At 59.3% G+C, this 15,954-nt stretch carries 14 protein-coding genes and 1 tRNA gene; 7 read left to right on the top strand and 8 right to left on the bottom strand.

The window, feature by feature from the left end; all coding sequences use genetic code 11:
- Positions 1-88 precede the first annotated feature (88 nt).
- Positions 89-164, top strand: a tRNA-Thr gene (locus ISN39_RS00735).
- A 1,123-nt stretch (positions 165-1,287) separates the two neighbouring features.
- Here the strand turns inward: ISN39_RS00735 and ISN39_RS00730 are convergent.
- Positions 1,288-2,592, bottom strand: a complete 1,305-nt coding sequence (locus ISN39_RS00730) for an amidohydrolase family protein (RefSeq protein ID WP_194730063.1) — start codon at positions 2,590-2,592, stop codon at positions 1,288-1,290.
- Positions 2,593-3,114: 522 nt separating this feature from the next.
- Between ISN39_RS00730 and ISN39_RS00725 the strand changes: the two genes are divergently transcribed.
- Together ISN39_RS00725 and ISN39_RS00720 are read left to right on the top strand one after the other, a co-directional pair.
- On the top strand, positions 3,115-5,043 hold the full coding sequence (locus ISN39_RS00725; RefSeq protein WP_194730062.1) for an adenylate/guanylate cyclase domain-containing protein: 1,929 nt from the start codon (positions 3,115-3,117) through the stop codon (positions 5,041-5,043).
- Between the two features lie 499 nt (positions 5,044-5,542).
- Positions 5,543-6,313, top strand: a complete 771-nt coding sequence (locus tag ISN39_RS00720) for a class I SAM-dependent methyltransferase (RefSeq protein WP_074066541.1) — start codon at positions 5,543-5,545, stop codon at positions 6,311-6,313.
- 384 nt (positions 6,314-6,697) lie between these two features.
- On the opposite strand, the gene ISN39_RS00715 is transcribed toward ISN39_RS00720, so the two are convergent.
- The 6 genes from ISN39_RS00715 to ISN39_RS00695 form a co-directional block, all read right to left on the bottom strand.
- The gene (locus tag ISN39_RS00715) at positions 6,698-7,579 is read right to left on the bottom strand and encodes an SDR family NAD(P)-dependent oxidoreductase (protein WP_194728842.1); all 882 of its coding nucleotides are present in this window, start codon (positions 7,577-7,579) and stop codon (positions 6,698-6,700) included.
- The gene (locus ISN39_RS00710; RefSeq protein WP_194730061.1) at positions 7,576-8,364 is read right to left on the bottom strand and encodes a hypothetical protein; all 789 of its coding nucleotides are present in this window, start codon (positions 8,362-8,364) and stop codon (positions 7,576-7,578) included. The genes ISN39_RS00715 and ISN39_RS00710 overlap by 4 nt, the downstream gene beginning before the upstream one ends.
- A gap of 10 nt (positions 8,365-8,374) precedes the next feature.
- Complete coding sequence (locus tag ISN39_RS00705; protein WP_194728841.1) at positions 8,375-8,962, bottom strand: protein-S-isoprenylcysteine O-methyltransferase; 588 nt, start codon at positions 8,960-8,962, stop codon at positions 8,375-8,377.
- Between the two features lie 77 nt (positions 8,963-9,039).
- The gene (locus ISN39_RS00700) at positions 9,040-9,621 is read right to left on the bottom strand and encodes a hypothetical protein (RefSeq protein ID WP_194728840.1); all 582 of its coding nucleotides are present in this window, start codon (positions 9,619-9,621) and stop codon (positions 9,040-9,042) included.
- A gap of 154 nt (positions 9,622-9,775) precedes the next feature.
- On the bottom strand, positions 9,776-9,913 hold the full coding sequence (locus tag ISN39_RS36030) for an ABC transporter (RefSeq protein ID WP_074066537.1): 138 nt from the start codon (positions 9,911-9,913) through the stop codon (positions 9,776-9,778).
- A gap of 169 nt (positions 9,914-10,082) precedes the next feature.
- Positions 10,083-10,670 carry a L,D-transpeptidase gene (locus tag ISN39_RS00695; protein WP_194728839.1) on the bottom strand — a complete coding sequence of 196 codons (588 nt, stop codon included), beginning with the start codon at positions 10,668-10,670 and terminating at the stop codon, positions 10,083-10,085.
- Positions 10,671-10,944: 274 nt separating this feature from the next.
- Here ISN39_RS00695 and ISN39_RS00690 point away from each other — a divergent pair, with 274 nt between their 5' ends.
- Positions 10,945-11,703: a glucose 1-dehydrogenase gene (locus tag ISN39_RS00690; protein WP_194728838.1), complete on the top strand. Its 759-nt coding sequence runs from the start codon at positions 10,945-10,947 to the stop codon at positions 11,701-11,703.
- 23 nt (positions 11,704-11,726) lie between these two features.
- Here the strand turns inward: ISN39_RS00690 and ISN39_RS00685 are convergent, their stop codons facing one another.
- Complete coding sequence (locus ISN39_RS00685) at positions 11,727-12,632, bottom strand: GntR family transcriptional regulator (RefSeq protein ID WP_074066535.1); 906 nt, start codon at positions 12,630-12,632, stop codon at positions 11,727-11,729.
- 232 nt (positions 12,633-12,864) lie between these two features.
- Between ISN39_RS00685 and ISN39_RS00680 the strand changes: the two genes are divergently transcribed.
- Genes ISN39_RS00680 through ISN39_RS00670 form a run of 3 tightly spaced genes read left to right on the top strand, consistent with a single transcriptional unit; the run spans position 12,865 to position 15,873 of the window.
- A complete protein-coding gene (locus ISN39_RS00680) occupies positions 12,865-14,367 on the top strand; it encodes an altronate dehydratase family protein (protein ID WP_194728837.1) in 1,503 nt (500 codons plus the stop codon).
- A 29-nt stretch (positions 14,368-14,396) separates the two neighbouring features.
- Positions 14,397-15,416, top strand: a complete 1,020-nt coding sequence (locus tag ISN39_RS00675) for an aldo/keto reductase (RefSeq protein WP_194728836.1) — start codon at positions 14,397-14,399, stop codon at positions 15,414-15,416.
- Between the two features lie 10 nt (positions 15,417-15,426).
- Positions 15,427-15,873: an RbsD/FucU domain-containing protein gene (locus tag ISN39_RS00670; RefSeq protein WP_194728835.1), complete on the top strand. Its 447-nt coding sequence runs from the start codon at positions 15,427-15,429 to the stop codon at positions 15,871-15,873.
- Positions 15,874-15,954: the final 81 nt, after the last annotated feature.

The following is a 15,954-nucleotide window of genomic DNA, read 5'->3' as shown; positions in this document are numbered from 1 at the left end:
TCAAAGGCACGACAGGGCGCTTGAAATCTTCAAACAATGCCTGTATCAGCGCCATGCAAATCGCGGCCGCACAGTTGGCCGCCAAGTTGCCGCTTTAGCTCAGTCGGTAGAGCACATCATTCGTAATGATGGGGTCACGTGTTCGAGTCACGTAAGCGGCACCACTTTTCTTGAAGTAAATCAGTTCCTTAGGCCAGATTAGACACGGCTATTTGCCGGGAGTTTGATAAATGCCGTTCGGGTAGCAGATGTGCTCATTTGCCGCGCGTCAGACCGTTTGCGACAAGGTAAGCCTTTGCATCATCAAGTTTAGCCATGGCAGCGGCCATGCTGGCTTTGCGAGAGAATCCCATGTCCGCTTTTGGCCACATATGAAGGATGTTGCGAAGAATATGCGTGACGCATACTCGCTCGATTATGTCTTTCAAAGCATCACGATTTCAAAGCCGAGTGCATCGGCGAGTGCCAAACATGACGTACAGCAGGTGACTTCTCGCCGGTGCGCAAGGTCTATTTACTCCGGTCGGTGATCGCCAAATCCGTTCAAAGAAGGCAACACCCGTCATCGGGAACCTGACGTCGTCGATTGATTGTGTGAAGACGATCGGCAACGCGCCAGCCGGCATCGTGGCTCGTCAGCGGTCTTGACTGAGGTCCGCGCGGCTTCATCATCGCTGTCACACTGGGCCTTATTGCGAACATACCGTTTGTAAAGCGTCATACCAGGTACTCTCTCAGATGGATAACGCAAGATGGCCGCTCCATCGCGGGCGATAATCTGCTGAACGGCAGCGCAGGTCGTTGAACCGGCATTCAACCGCTCGATTGCGAATGAAGGCTCGACCGCGAACATGAGCGCAAAGAGTGTAAGACTGGTCCTTTTCATCGGCTTAGCTTTCCTCTGTCGAATAGGATTTCAGCAAGGCACGGATAGTTGCGTCCTCCGTGGTATAGACATGATCGTGGAGATCTGGTGGCAAGTTAAGGTTTCGGGGCAACCAGGCCATCGGGGCCTTTGTCCCAGTATGGCCTAGGTCGTGTATTCGAAATGTGACAGAAGGTAAGCCGTTGACGCGATCTTCAGGCGTTCATTGACAAGGGCCAGAAGTGGCGCTACGGGCCGTGGTGGCCGTGGTCCAGGCAGCTTTTGGCCCGCTCCTGTCGGTCAGCCGAGCGCCTACATTGGGGGAAAGCGGCCATTCCTTGTCGCTCGCCTGTGGTATGCCAGCGCTCTACGGCCAGCAGGCCATCGGCGGAGTCCAGCAGGACAGGCGGCTCAGTCGTTCCTCACTGGGTCAGCGTGTTTTTGTAGATCAGGCCGTCCTTCATGATGATTTTGAAGCTGTTGGCAGGATCGGCCACCAGGTCGATGTTCTCCAGCGGATTGCCTTCTACGAGCAGGAGGTCCGCGAGCGCGCCTTCCTCGATCACGCCGAGCTTTCCCGGATAGGGGTTGCGCTCGCCCGACAGCGCCAGCAGTTCGGCATTGGTCCCGGTCGCCATGACGAGCGCTTCGGCAGGCGTGTACCAACGCACGAGCGAGGCCAGAATTGCTCCCTGCTGCTTCGCCAGCGCACGGGAGAACAGGACATCCGTTCCCCACGCCGTCTTGATTTTGTACTTCTTTGCCAGTTCGTATGTCCTGCCGATGCCCGGCCACACCTCATCGGCCTTGGCGCGCTCGACCGAACCCTCGCGGAGGCCTGTCCTCATCAATTCGGGTAGCGGCTGCAAACTCAGCCAAATTCCCTTTTCGGCGATCAGCCTGGCGGTGGCCTCATCCATGAGGAAGCCGTGTTCGATGCACTTCACACCAGCCGCGATAGCCTTCCGGATCGCATCCGGGGTGAAAGCGTGCGCGGCGACGTAGGTGCCCCAGTTCTCGGCAATTTCAACGGCCGCCCGCAATTCTGGCTCGGTGAAGGTGGTGACGTCGAGCGGGCTGAAGGGTGAAGACACCCCGCCGCCCGCCGTCAGCTTGATCAGAACGGCCCCCTGCATGAACTGCTCGCGGACGCGCAAACGCACCTCGTCGGGGCTGTCCACGACCATTGCGCCCCCGATCGTCTCCATGGGGGTGAGAAGGCCGCCGGTCCTCCGTGGCAGGTCGGTGATCTGGCGGAAATCGCCATGCCCGCTAGTCACTGTGATCATGGCACCGGACGGATAGATGCGCGGACCGGGGATGATGCCCCGGTCTATCGCGCGCTTGAGGCCGAACGCCGGCCCGCCCACGTCGCGGACGGTGGTGAAGCCGCGCATCAGCGTATCCGTCGCCTCATCGCCGGCCAGGATACTGGCGAAGCTGACGTCGCCCATTGCCTCTGCCGGGGTGGACGCAGCCAACATCGCATGCCAGTGCGCATCGATCAGGCCGGGCATCAGCGTTCGCCCGTTGCCGGCAATGCGCTCAGCGCCTTCGGCTTCGATGGAGCTTGTCGAAATCTCCGCGATCACATTGCCCTGGACCAGCACATTCGACGGAGCCGAAAGAGCAGCACCTTTTCCGTCGAAGATGCGGACGTTTTCGAAAAGCACGTCATCGGCGCTCGCGGTGGCGCAAAGTCCGAGCAGGAGAGCCGCTGCGAACATTTCTCTGCCAGAGCGAAGCATCGTGAAAACTGGGCGCGCAAGAAAGAACAACGCTGCGGCGCAGGACACGGCATGCGCCACAACCTTGCCTTTTGCCAGGTCATGCGATCCAAAGGATTTGTGACACATGACGATTATCCCGCTTCAGGAGGAGAGGTGGTCACGGCGCATGGACAAGTTGTAGCTTATACGGCATCGGCGTCAAGAAGCGTTCCAGACCGGTCTCTTTCGCAGTGAAGGGTCGTGTCGAAAGTCAGGCCGATCACGATGATACGAGGGCTAGCAGTGCAAGTTTGCCTAAGCGAGCAGCCGATTCTGACGAAGCGTGGAATACGGGTCTTGAGTCTAAAAATTCGACCGAGGGACTTCCGATTTGGGTCGATTCCAGCCGCTGATCGGAAATCTTCAATCGTCCGCTCATGGCTCCACAAGCAGACATGCCGTTTTGGCGGTGTGGTAGTTGCGGCGCTTCGATGGGTGTAGACTGCCGACACTATTGCATGTTCATGCAAGGCAACGATGATGAGTACCCCCGCACTCGACCGGAAGCTGCTCGCGATCCTGGCGGCGGATATGGTAGGCTACTCGAAGGCGATGGAGGCCGATGAGGGCGGCACCATCAAGCGCCTGAAGGACATCCGCGCCGAGCTGATCAATCCCGCCATCTCTGAGCGCCATGGCACCGTTATCAAGCTGATGGGCGACGGCGCGCTCGTCGCCTTCGACAGCGTGGTGGATGCGGTTGCCTGCGCCGCGGAGTTTCAGAATAGCGTGGCGGCGCGCAACGCTGGTCTGACGGAGCCTGAGCGCATCGTATTCCGCGTCGGGATCAATCTGGGCGATGTGGCCTTGGTGGATGGCGATGTGTATGGGGATGGGGTGAATGTCGCCGCGCGGCTGGAGCATTTGGCCGAGCCGGGCGGCGTGATGGTGTCGGGGACGGCATACGATCATCTCCAGGGCAAACTCGACTGGCCGCTCGATTTCGCCGGCGAGCAGCAGGTCAAGAACATCAGCCGCCCAGTGCGGATGTATCGGCTGAGACTCGACGGCAAACGGGCGCGTCGCCCGCTTCTCGGAATGATACCGCGCTGGGCCGAGACGGCTGCGGCGGCGATCGTGGCGCTTTCTCTGGCGGGCGGCGGGGTCTGGTGGTTCTTGCAGCCCGAATCTTTGAGCGGCAAGCCGTCGGTGGCGGTGCTGCCCTTCGATAATTATGGCGGCGACGAGGCTAGCGGGCGTCTGGCCGATGGCCTGACTGAGGACATCATCACCGACCTCGCGCGGTTTCCCGAATTTGAGGTGATGGCGCGGAATTCGACGGAAGTTTATAAAGATAAGCCGGTGGATGCCCGCCAGGTCGCTAGTGCGCTCCATGTCGGCTTTGTACTGGAAGGCTCGATCCAGCGGCAGGGGGACCGGGTACGGATCACAGCACAGTTGATAGATGCAAAAAGCGGCCACCAACTTTGGTCGGAGAAATGGGACAGGCCCGCTGAGGACGTGTTCGCCGTTCAGACCGAAATCGCAGAGCAGGTCACCAACCGCCTCGGCGGCGGAGTGGGACTGATTCAAGAAGCCGGGCGGGCTGCAGCCAAACGTAAACGGCCTGAAAACCTGAATGCCTATGACTACTATCTGCTCGGGACCGAGAAGATTGAAAATCTCACCAAAGCGGATGAGGAGGAGGCCATCACGCTTCTAAACCGGGCCGTCGAGCTGGACCCGGGGCTGGCACGGGCCTGGGTAGAGCTTTACCATGCTCATGATCTATTGGGTGCGTTCGGTGGCGATCCTGAGAGCAACCGGAAGGCGGCGGGCCAGGCGGCCGAACGCGCGGTGCGGCTTGATCCGAGTGACGCTGAAGCACATGCGGTATTTGGCATGAGCCTTGCTAAAAAGGGCGACATGGGCCGCGCCAAATCTGAGCTGGACACAGCCCTTCGTCTGGCTCCGGGTTCGTCCGAAATCCTGACTTTTTACATCGGCTATGCAGCACGCTTCGGTGAACCCGAACGCGGCGCGCAAATGGTCGACCAGGTAATGCGCCTCGACCCGAACTATCCGATGTGGACGTCCAACTTCTTCGCACCTGCCTATTTTATGGCGGGCCGGTATGAGGACGCGGTGAAGATGCTGGAGCGCATGACGCCTGACAACTATCAAAGGTGGACTTGGGTGGTCCGAAGCAGCTCCCTCGCGGCCCTTGGCCGAACCGATGAAGCGAATGCTTCAGCTATAGAAGCTCTCAAGCAGCACCCGGACGTGACTGTTGAGAGCGTGATCAGTGAACCCGGCCTGAGCACAGTGGAGCGCAATCGGCTCATAAAGACGATGCCGCTCGCTGGCTTCCCGGCGTGCGCCAAGCCCGAGGCGCTGGCAAAACTCGCCAAACCTGTGCGACTGCCGGAATGCGAGGCGGGGAAGATGAACCCTCTCGGGCAGCCATAGAACAACCCTGTGCAACGCGCTTGCGAGCCGCTTATCGCCCCGGTACCAGCGAGCACCCGCAACATTGGTCCTGTGACGGCGCTTTTCTCCTCCCCGTTAACTTTCCGGCTGATAAGTCTTACACGCGCAGATAGCACGGTTAACCTAAGTATTGGTTTGCTCTCAACTAAGTTTTATTTCAAGCGCACGGTAGTGACCGCTTCGGACCGCAATCCAGAAGTGGACCGTCTACCCCTGAGCCAAGAGCGGCCATTGAACTGCATTCAAATTTGCACAGTGCAAGCGACGGGAATGGCAGGCTTGCAACTGCCCGAAAACTTCCCGTGTAGAAAATTGTATTAGAATCCGATACTCGTTTCAACGTCACGAATGTGGGTCCGCGACAATTCTGTTCCAAAAATTGGCTTTTTTGAAACACAATACTATGCAGGAATATCCGGCTTGAGCTTTAGGACGGTCTGCGGGATTTTTGCGGCTCCTTCACGAAAAAGGACTTCAGATGAACACCGGTCACAATCGCATGCCGCAGAACGTCTATGACGATCCTGTATTTTTCGAGGGTTACAAGAATCTGCGCCAGAACGACACCGGCCTGAACGGAGCTCTGGAAGTCCCCGCGCTTCATGCGTTACTGCCAGACTTGTCGGGACGACGCGTTCTGGACCTTGGCTGCGGTTTCGGAGATTTCGCGCGCTACGCACGCGGTCATGGCGCACAGTCCGTCACCGCACTAGACGTGTCCGAGAACATGATTGCGGAAGCGGCGCGACTCACGGCTGATGACAATATCGTCTATCTGCATAGCTCAATCGAAGATTTCTCACCTAAGCCAGAGAGCTTTGATTTGTGCGTTTCCTCGTTAGCCCTGCATTATATTAATGACTACGCGGCGGTAACCAAGCGCATGTTCGCGGGCCTCACATCCGGGGGAAAGTTCATATTTTCGGTGGAGCATCCCGCCTGCACGGCCCATCCTGTCGGATGGGTACTAGGCCCCGATGGCGCACCCCTTCATTGGCCGCTCGACCAATATCAGCGTGAGGGCGAGCGTCGTACCTCGTGGTTCGTCGACGGTGTTACGAAATTTCATCGCACGGTCGAAACCTATGTCAACACCCTGATAGCGGCAGGCTTCCGGCTTGACCATATCGGAGAGCCAAAGCCGTTAGCGGAGTTCCTGAAAGAGCGCCCTTCGTTGGAGGAAACACTTAGACGACCACCATTCCTATTGTTAGCAGCGACTAAGCCAGATTTATCGCTGAAATCCTAGTCATCTGGAAAGTTCATTACATTGTACGCTTGACCTCTTCATGAGAGGTTGAGCGATGGCAAATGCGACTGGCCGACGCCCATGAACGGTTTTTCGAGGAACATCCGTTTCAAAAGTTAAGGCTGTCGAGCCGGTCGGATATTGCAACTTTCTTGGCGGCGGCCTGAACTTGTCGCGACGGTTCATCCGGAGGCAGACGCGCTCTCAGGCATGTCCGCTCCCGCGCGTTGCGGCCCCCGTAGCGTAAATGTGTTCGTAATGATGGGGTCACCTGTTCGAGTCACGTAAAGCGACACCATTCCTTTCTGATTGATTTTGTTGATAAACTCGCCCCCTGATATCTCCGGAAATCCGCAAGCGTGCCTCCTGACGCTGCCACGCCAATCAACTGTCTCCGGCAGCAATCCCCCGATGGCCAATGCGGCAGCATTCCTTGAAGGTCTTGCCGGAGCCGCAGGGGCATGGATCGCTGCTGCGGCGCTGCAGACGCCCGATCAGGGGAAGCGTGGCTGCGGAGGGCAGGAAGGCCGCGGCAAGGGCGACAAGCTTGGCCGAGATGCCGGGGACGACCAGGCGGCGGCCGGACTTGAAGCCGCGCCAGGCGCGTTCTGCCACATAGTCCGAATCGAGCTTCGGCAATATCTTGAAAAGCTGTGCCCGGCCGGCGCCGGATTTTTCGAGGAACTCGGTCGACACCGGTCCCGGCGCAACGCATGTGACGGTCACGCCCGTGCGGCGCAATTCCTGATGAAGCGCTTCCGAAAAGAAGCGTACAAAAGCTTTGCTCGCATAATACAGGGCCATATTCGGCCCGGGCGTGAATCCGGCTATGGAACCGAGATTGAGCACGCCGCCACGCCCGCGCGCTGCCATTCCCGGCAGGAAGCGAAGGGTCAGGTCGCTGAGGGCTCGTATGTTGAGATCGATGATGCCAAGCTGATCTTCGACCGGAAGGAGCGTCGCCGCACCGCGCAATCCGTATCCGGCGCTGTTGACCAGAACATCGCAGAACAACCCGTTTGCAGACAGGAAGTCCTGCAGGTGCGCCGAGGCATCGGCCACAAGGAGATCCAATTCCAGCGTGAATGCCTCGCCGCCGGCCGCCCGCACGTCGGCCGCAGCAGCAGCCAGACCTTCAGGCGAGCGCGCAACGAGCACAACGACGGCCCCATGCTCCCGGGCGACAACCTTGGCAATTGCCCTGCCGATGCCGCGCGACGCACCGACCACGACAGCCGCCGGACGAAACTCACTCTGCATGATCATATTGCCGTCCCTGAAGCCGCCGTATCGAGAGCGGCAGCACCCTGCGGGGCGATGCTCTTTACTTCGCTGGCGACTTCGCCGTTCAATATCTTTTCGAACCGCTCCAGCGCCCGTGCGACATTGGCGCCGTCCATGACCCTGTGATCGTAGTGGATCCGGACCGTGACCGATCCATCTGCGGAGATCGGGCCGTAATTGAAGAGCGTGGTCAAAGGCGAAAGGGGGTTGAGTGACTCTGCCCCCAGGCCGGAATAGACCGACAGCTGGAAAGTGCCGAACCGGCGGGCACGCTGCCGCCCGATATTCAGCCCGAGCCACATCAACAGCCACCTCAAAGGCGCCGGCCCACGGGCAAACTTCAATGCACGCCGGAACTCCTTGATTTCCAGGACCGGGCGCGAGCGCGCCGCCTGGATCAAAGCCTCGAGTTCGGCGATCGGTCGCCGCTCGGGGGCCTTGATCGAGCTCAGCAAGACGACCCGCTCGCCGCCATATTCGCGCTCGTGGGCAATCGAGGCCACGCTTTCCGGATATTCATAGAGCTGAGCTCTCGGGAACTTGATGTAAGCGCGCCTAAGGTCCGGTGTCTCCTGGGAGAGTAGCGCGTACCCCTTCAAGAAGAGTACGGTCCAGGAGGGCCTGCTTGACTGCGCCATTCTGGCCTTCTGGAGCGGGCCGAGGTTCATCTGCCGCTGCACAGTGACCCGCGGCACTCCGATCGAGAACCGCATCAGATCCCCGACAAGGCGCCGTGCCGCCGAAAGCTTGATGGTCCGGCCTCGCATCATGCCTCCTCTAATAAAGATAGGGAATAATTCGCTTGGTCCTATCCATATAGGCGCGATATTGCGCGCCGAAAATTTCCAGCATCATACGCTCTTCCTTGTCCACCCGGAGAAAAAAGAGGATTGCGAAGCCGATCAAACCAGCAAGCCCCACGACCCAATTCGACAGCAGAAAGGCCTGGCCGAGGCCCATCAGCAGGAAAGACGTGTACATGGGATGGCGGACGAAAGCGTAGGGACCGCTGCAAATCAGCTGATGCTGGTCGCGAATCTCCAACGTGATGGACCAGTTGCGGCCGAGTTCCTTGTGGGTTCTGCGAAAGACCCACATGGCGGCGGCAAAGAGCACCACCCCGACGGCGACCGCCCAGGCGCGGGCCGGATAATCGGCTGCTTGCGGCATGCCGGTGGCGACATAGAACCCCGGCACGATCGCAAGACCGAGCAGCGCCGACGCAAGCCCGATCGTCTCGATACGAGAACGGCGGTGACTTACGACACGCACGCGCTTGGCGCGGCGCTCGAACGGATAGCGGATGATATACCAGGCAACGACGCCGAGCACCCATAGGACCTTGCCGACAACAGCTATGCTCAATTTAAGTCTCCAGAGCCCTTCTGCGTCCTGCAACCGACTGGATGGAGAAGCGGTATAGCAGCTTGCCCGCCTCGCATTTAGGTGTTCATTTCTCGAAGCTGCGTCACGAATTGTTGCGGGCGGAGCCAGATGCTGGGCGCCTTATAGCCCATCGAGCGAGCGATTTCTGCTACGAAAGCGTTACAGTTATAAACCGAAGCCTGCCAAAACTTGGATTTGGCCTTCAGCTTGCGTATGGAGGCAACGGTATCATCGTATTCCGATGGAGTGAGAAGGACGCGCCAGCTTGCCGACCTGTAGGCCTCCTCCAGGTCGCCGTCACTGGCCCCGGTTTCGGCCGGCACGGGCACGAAGTGGCCGAGAACATAGGGGCCTGTATCATTGGTCGCCGGAGCAAGCCCCGCGACCTCCGGATTGACCATCCCGCCAGCTTTGTTCAACCGCCCGAAAATCACGTAGGTATGGCCGTAGCTCAGCGCGTAGCGCGAGCGGAATTCGACAAAGTACTGGCCATCTCTTTTTTGGGATGATTCGCCAACAGACCCCCCTCGTGCATCCGAAACGAATCGCGGCTGCGGTGGCTTGTCTTCTGTCTGGCATGATGTGAGCGCGAGAGCGAATAGAATTACAAGTGATAGACGGCCCTTTGCAAGCGTCATCGCTACACTTCATCTCCCGGTATCGAGCGAGCATCCACACATGCCCCGCTTGACGCCAATCTTTGCGCTGCAAGCTGCAAGGCAGGTCCAGCCCGGACTGCACGATGTCGGGAAGGGCCACGAATGCCCCCTCCCATTCAGCAACAGTTAGTTACTACTTATATACTGGTGCCGGTGCCGTTTCCGCTACGGGCGGTGGGGCCTTCCCCTTGCCCTTACCGATCGTCCCGCAAGCGCTCAGGCTTGCAACGGAAAACAACGCAACTAGGCACATGATCAGAATTCTGCTCATCAGTAGTCCTCTCCTTAGCACGGAATAGGTTATCGAAGGCAACGCTTCTACTAATAGCCGCAAAATACGCCTAAGCCAAGTGCAGAAAGGACACACCTTGCCCCTACGCGGCCCCGGGTGCCTCATAATGCCTAACAGACCGTGGCGTTATCGTTGCAAAATGTAAGCATCATATGACCAATACTGGCGTTCCCACCGGAGCCCTGCTGTAGAGGTCGACGATGTCCTCATTGGTCAATCGAATGCATCCATTGGAAACCGCTTGCCCTATCAACCAGGGCTCGTTCGTTCCATGCAGCCGGAACAGGGTGTCCTGTCCGCCCCTGTAGAGATAAAGGGCAGCGGCGCCAAGCGGATTGTGGGGTCCGCCCGAAACACCGCCTGCATACTGCGCCAGGTGCGGCTTGCGCCGTATCATGCTGGCTGTGGGCATCCACGAGGGCCATTCCGCCTTCCGCCCGATGGTCGCCCTTCCCTTGAGCGTCAGCCCCTCCTCGCCGACTGCAACGCCATAGCGCAGGGCCTCGCCGCCGCCTTCGACCAGATAAAGGTAACGCTCGTAGGTGTCGACCACGATCGTTCCAGGCGGCTCGCTTCCGTCATATGGCACGCGCCGCCGCCGGTAGCGAGAGCTGATTCGCGGTGTCGACGAAAACATCGACCCCACCTGCCATCCCGTCGTTGAAGCACATCCAGATACCATCAACGCCAGACTGCCCAGCAGGAGCCCCCGGCGCGCAACGTGTTTTTTTTCCATCTCTACCTGCTAAGCAATCGATCGACCCTATTCTTCGTCTTAACATCCCGGCGCCAACCGGCCAAGCCTCGCGTCAAAGGTGAAAGGTGCAAACGCTCTCGTTCGCCTTGAACCTGCGCTGACGTCCTTTGAGGGCAGGGCGCTGCCCCAACCGGGAGCATGAAGGGTGAAGGGCTCGCAGAACGAGCGGCCGCGTTGCTTGCGGTTATGAAAGGTCTTGCATCAATGGCATGCCTCTGCTCGACTAGTGGCAGGGATAATGAGGAGGGACTTGATGACGAAGCCTGACTTCACGGGGAAAGTCGCGCTCGTAACCGGCGGAGGGTCCGGTATAGGCGCAGCCATTTGCCGGCAGCTCGCTGACGAGGGAGCAGAGGTTGTGATTGCCGATCTCGATGCTGACGCCGCACGCAACCTTGCCGCGGAGATCTGTTCAATGGGTGGGCGGGCGCGGGACTTTGCGGTCGATGTCACGGATGCCGGGGCTGTGGAAAAGCTGATCGGCTACACTGTCGAGACATGCGGCGGGCTGCATCTGGCGGTTAACAATGCAGGCATAGACGGCCCCCGAAAGGCGACGGCAGACTACCCGCTCGACAATTGGCACAACCTGATGAACGTCAACCTGAACGGCGTCTTCTACTGCATGAAGCATGAGATTGCCGCCATGCTGCAACGCGGCGGAGGGGCCATCGTCAACATGTCTTCCGCCCTCGGTTCCGTTGGATTGCCATTTACAGCAGCCTATACGGCCGCCAAACACGGGGTTGTCGGCCTGACCAAGGTTGCCGCAATCGAATATGCGAGACTGGGCATCCGCATCAATGCCGTCGGCCCCGGCTGGATCGAAACACCGCTTCTGACCGAGCATCTTGCAATAGCGGGAAGCCGGCGCATGGAAGCGCTTCAGCCGATGGGCAGGCGCGGCAGGCCGGAGGAAGTCGCAGCCCTCGTGTGCTTCCTTCTGTCCGAACAAGCAAGCTTTATCACTGGAAGCTACCATCTCGTGGACGGGGCCTATACCGCCCATTAGATCCACGTGCCGACTGCGCTTGCCTAAGCTGGAGACGGCTCGGCAGGATTCTGCGGCAGCGACTGAAGAAGGGTCTGGCGTGCAGAACGCAGATGCAGGCGGCACGAGAAGTCGATTGCCGCCTGATCGCGTGATTCCAGTGCCGCGATATAGTCGAGATGTTCGTGAATGGCGCGTCCGTTGCGCTGGCGGGCGAACGCCTTGTTCCACTGGTAGTGATAGTGGAAGATGATCGCGATCGCATCGTAGAAGTCCGCGATGAACCGGTTTTTCGCGGCGCCGTGGATCAAGAGATGGAAGCGCTCGTCAAGGGCTGAGAATTCCTTGTAGCGCGCATCGAAATCGTTGAGCATCGCATGATGCTCGGCCTTGATATCGGCCAGCGCCGCCCAGGCTTCGCTTTCGGGCGGCAGCTTGCCGAATTCGGTGGCCGAATGGAGCTCGAACATTTCGCGGACATCCGCCAGTTCCAGTGCAAATTCGCGGGTGAAGCCTTTCAGGATCCAGTGGCTGTTCGGCCGCTTTTCGATGAGGCCGAAGCGCGAGAAACGGATGAGAAATTCGCGAACGCTGGTGGTACCGGTGCCGATCTCACGAGCTAGTTCCAGCTCGTTGATCTGCATGCCGGGCGCGGCATCGTCTGACAGAATGCGCTGCATGAAGCTGCGCTCGATGATGTCGTGCAGCGAATCCGTCTCTTCGGACGGAAAGAGGTCTTTCTCGGTGGGAACGCGCAGCACGATCTTCTGGCGCTTGTTCCACCGGATGATGCCTTCGTCGTTCAGGCGGGTCAAAATCGCGCGGGTCGTGCTGCGGCTGATGCCGAGCTGCGCGGCGATTTCGGGTTCGGAAGGCAAGGCGGCATCCGGGCGCAGAGCAGCAGCATACCTGTTATAGGCTTCCTTGAAGACCGTATTCTGCCTTGCCATGTTACCCCGCTCTTTCCTCGTGCCTTTATACTTTGCAACCTGCAAAGTCTGAAGCGCGCAGGAGCTAATCGACTGCGACCTTTATCCTATTTCCTGGCCATCTGCGGCTGTTTGCCTCCCTTGACCACAGGAACAATATTCCCGTTGACTTGAAAATGTTTATTGTAGATAAAAAACAAAATCAATGCGCATTTTGCCGATGCAGCGGGCGCATTCCTCAGGGAGAAGACAATTGGACAAACTGCCTTGGCTCATCCTTTCTGCTGGAGATAACGTCGCCGTCGCAACGGCAGCGATCGAAGCCGGAGCGACCGTCGCAGGTATCGAGACCCGGCAGAAAATCGAACCCGGCCACAAGGTTGCGATCGCCGACATCCCGCTTGGCACGCCGGTGGTGAAATATGGCCAGGCGATCGGTCGAACGACGGCCGAGGTGAAGGCCGGCGATCATATCCACAGCCATAACCTGCATTTCGAGAACGATCGGCTGGCGGCAACTGCGAATTCCGCGCCGGAGGCGGCGACCGAGGAAGACCGCGCGAGAACCTTCATGGGTTATCGCCGCGCCGATGGCCGGGCGGCGACCCGCAACTATATCGGCATCATCGCCAGCGTGAACTGTTCCACCACCGTCTGCCGTGCGATTGCAGACGAGGCCAATCGCACCATCCTGCCGTATTACGAGGGCATCGACGGCTTCGTGCCGATCGTGCACGACCAGGGCTGCGGCATGAGCTCGACGGGTGATGGCATGTCGGTCCTTCACCGCACGCTTGCGGGCTACACGCGCCATGTCAATTTCGGTGGCGTGCTGATGATCGGACTTGGCTGCGAAGTGAACCAGCTGACGCTCTACGGCCAAAGCGGTGCCGGCAATGCCAAGCGGCACTTCAACATTCAGGATGCCGGCGGCTCGCGGCGGGCCGTCGAACGCGCCATGGGGATGCTCCGGGAGATCGCCGCCGATGTCGGTGGGGAGCGGCGCACGCCGATCCCCATCAGCGAGATCATCATCGGCCTGCAATGCGGTGGGTCGGATGGCTTTTCGGGTATTACCGCCAATCCGGCGCTCGGCGTCGCAGCCGATCTTCTGGCCGCAGCCGGCAGTACCGCAATCCTTTCCGAGACCTCGGAAATCTACGGCGCTGAGCATCTGCTGCGCAGCCGCGCGATCAACGAGGACGTGGCCAGGAAGCTCGACGACAAGATCGCCTGGTGGGAAAAATATGTCGGGCTGCATGGCGCCTCGCTCGACAACAACCCCTCGCCCGGCAACAAGCGCGGCGGATTGACGACCATTCTTGAAAAATCGCTCGGTGCCGTCGCCAAGGGTGGCCGGTCCCCGCTGACGGCGGTCTACAGCTATGCCGAACGCGTGACTGCACCGGGACTCGTTTTCATGGATACGCCCGGATACGACCCGGTTTCCGCAACGGGGCAGGTTGCAGGCGGCGCAAACATGATCGCCTTCACAACCGGCCGCGGCAGCTGTTTCGGCTGTCGTCCCGCACCCTCGATCAAGCTCTCCAGCAATTCGGCGCTCTATGCTTCGATGGAAGAGGACATGGATATCGATTGCGGCACGATCGCCACCGGCGATGCGACGATCAGCGGCAAGGGGCGCGAAATTTTCGACCTGATCATCGATACGGCTTCCGGCAAGAAGACGAAAAGCGAGGAGTTCGGCTACGGCGACAACGAATTCGTACCGTGGCATCTGGGAGCAACGCTCTAACACAGATCGGCTCTTCACGGGGAGGGAAGATGAAGACGAGGAAAATCGGCAAGACGGAACTCAAGGTCACCGAAATCAGTTTCGGTGCCGCGGCTCTGGGTGGCCTGTACCGTGCCTGCCCGCGCGAACAGGCAATGGAAACGCTGGAAGCTGCTTGGGCGAGCGGCATCCGCTATTTCGACGTGGCCCCCTGGTATGGCCTCGGCCTTGCCGAGCGCCACGTGGGCGATTTCCTGAGGGCAAAGCCCGAGAGCGAATACGTGCTCTCGACCAAGGTTGGCCGGCTTTTGCGGCCCGTGCCGACTGGTACGGTGCCCGACTATAGCTATGTCGACCCGCTCTCCTTCGATGCCGATTACGACTATTCCTATGACGGCATCATGCGATCGGTCGATTTCAGCTATGCGCGGCTGGGGCTCAATCGCGTCGATATTCTCTATGTCCACGACATCGGCAGCTACACGCACGGTGCGGCGAAGAATGCCGTCCACCTGAAAAATTTTCTTAATTCCGGCATCAAGGCGCTGGAAGAGCTGAAGTCATCGGGCGCGATCAAGGCTTTCGGCCTGGGCGTCAACGAGGTTCCTGTCTGTCTCGATGTCATGCGCAACGCCGACATCGACGCCATCCTGATGGCCGGGCGCTATACCTTGCTCGATCGCTCCGCCGTGGCGGAGCTCCTGCCGCTCTGCCGCAAGAAAGGCACGTCTCTGGTTGTCGGTGGCGTCTTCAATTCCGGCATCCTTGCGACTGGTCCGGTGCCGGGCTCGCATTTCGACTACATGCCCGCGACACCGCACGTGCTTGCCAAGGTGGGCGCGATGGAAGACATCGCCAAACGCCACGGCGTTGTGCTCGCGGCCCCGGCGCTGCAATTCCCGCTCCGCGAGCCAGCCGTTTCTTCCGTGCTGATCGGTACGGCAAAGGCATCCAGCTTCAAGCGCAACATGGAGCTCTTCGAGCCCGCGCTACCCGACACGATCTTCCCTGAATTCGACCACCTGACACTCGTCGCGCCGCCGCTCGGCGAAGATGCGGTGCGCGTTTAAGGACCAGACGATGCTCAAAGGAATTCATCCCGTTCTCAGCCCGGATCTTCTGCGCGCCATAGCGTGCATGGGGCACGGCGACGACATTGTCATCGCGGACGCCAACTTTCCCTCGAGCACCATGGGACCGGATGTCATTCGTGCCGACGGCGTAACGGCGACTGAGATGGCCGAAGCGATCCTGACGCATATGCCGCTGGACACGTTCGTTCCGGAAACGGCATGGCGCATGGAGGTCGTCGGTGATCCCGGCGCCATGCCGGAGGTATGCCTCGAATTCCAGGAGATTGTGAACAGGCGGGCTGGCGATTTCCGGATCGCACCGCTTGAACGCTTCGCATTCTACGAGCATGCCAGGAAGGCGGCCTATATCGTCGCGACGACCGAATTCCGACTGTATGGAAATCTTATTCTGAAGAAAGGCGTCGTGCATCCGCATGAAGTCTATCGCGGCTGAGATTTATTTTAGAATGCAGTTTAATTTATTTAAAAACAGGAGCTTGAGAGTATAGTCGAAACAGCCGCAGCCGGCCTGTAG

The sequence above is a fragment of the Rhizobium sp. 007 genome, from assembly GCF_015353075.1.
Taxonomy (GTDB): domain Bacteria; phylum Pseudomonadota; class Alphaproteobacteria; order Rhizobiales; family Rhizobiaceae; genus Rhizobium.
The sequence above is the reverse complement of the archived record's forward strand: the minus strand, read 5'-3'. Positions and strand labels throughout refer to the sequence as shown.